This window comes from Microbacterium sp. ISL-103 (assembly GCF_018613995.1).
GTDB lineage: Bacteria > Actinomycetota > Actinomycetes > Actinomycetales > Microbacteriaceae > Microbacterium.
Genome location: NZ_JAGGPD010000589.1, coordinates 1 through 1,287, shown reverse-complemented (window position 1 = coordinate 1,287; position 1,287 = coordinate 1). Strand labels below are relative to the sequence as shown.

Genomic DNA, 1,287 nt, shown 5'->3' with positions numbered 1-1,287 from the left:
CGACTGCGCCGACCATCGCCAAGGCCTGGGGGAGCGTGGTGATGCCGATGGAGGCGATGAGAACGACCGTGTCGCCGGGAAAGACGAGACCGATCAGCACGCTGGTCTCGAGCATCACCGCCAGGCCCGCGACGAGTGTCCGGGCGACCGGGTCGATGGACCGCATGAAGTCGATCAGCCACGGCACCAAGTCGTCCACCCCTTGAGAATACGGGAGACACCGCGGCCTAGGCTGAGAACGTGCCTGAACGTCTGAGCGGCCGCGTCCTGCCGGGCACGGCCGACCCCGAAGCGCTCTTCCTGGCGCTCGAACGCACGTCGCCCGAGGTCTTCTGGCTCGACGCGGGCGCGGATGCGACACGGGGATGGGGCTTCGTCGGCACGGGGGAGCGGTCGGCGTTCCCCGGCGGCGTGGGACTGGCTGGCGCTCCGCGCACAGACCCCTCGCAGCCTCCGCTGCGGGACGGGTGGGTCGGCTGGTACGACTACGAGACCGGCGCGCGTGCCGCAGGCGCACCCGTGGCGGACAGCGCCGATGCCCCCGGGGGAGCCTGGCTGCGTGTCAGCCGATGCGCGGCCTTCGATCATGAGACCGGCCGCGTCTGGGTGCACGCCCCGGCAGGCGAACTGGACGCCTGGGCGAGACTCGTCGCGCGGAGCGGGTCAGATGCGGCCGCCACCCGGGCGTCGACCGAGGCTCCGTCCCCGATCCGCGTCGCCGAGGCGCGGCACACCCCGGCGCAGTACGAGGCGCTCATCGACCGGTGTCGCGGATTCATCCGGGCAGGCATCGCCTACCAGCTCTGCCTGACCACGCGCTTCACCGTCGAGGGGCGCCACGACCCGGTGGCGGTCTACCGGCGGCTTCGGGCGGCGACGCCTGCGCACCACGGCGGGTTCGTGCGCATCGGCGGACGAGCGCTGCTCAGCTCCAGTCCTGAGCAGTTCCTCCATGCCGAGGGAGGTGTCATCCGCACTCGCCCGATCAAGGGGACGCGACCGCGGGGCCGCGATGCCGTGCACGATGCCGCGCTCGCCGCAGAGCTCGCCGCAGACGCCAAAGAACGTGCCGAGAACGTGATGATCGTCGACCTCATGCGCAACGATCTCTCCCGAGTGTGCGAGCCGGGATCAGTGCGCGTCGACGCGCTGTGGGCCGTCGAGAGCTATCCCGCCGTGCATCAGCTCGTCAGCACCGTGAGCGGCACGGTCGCGGTCGGCACGACCTCCGGTGCGCTGCTGGAAGCATCCTTTCCCGCGGGCAGCATGACGGGCGCCCCGAAGCTG

Annotated in this window: 1 protein-coding gene and 1 pseudogene; one reads left to right on the top strand and one right to left on the bottom strand. The window is 71.3% G+C overall.

Annotated elements, in window-relative coordinates; genetic code table 11:
* A pseudogene (locus J7E68_RS18240) lies at nucleotides 1–199 on the bottom strand (DedA family protein); the annotation flags it as partial.
* A 41-nt stretch (nucleotides 200–240) separates the two neighbouring features.
* On the opposite strand from J7E68_RS18240, the gene J7E68_RS18235 reads away from it, so the two are divergent.
* A partial coding sequence (locus tag J7E68_RS18235) for a chorismate-binding protein (RefSeq protein WP_215174963.1) occupies nucleotides 241–1,287 on the top strand: 1,047 nt, incomplete at its 3' end.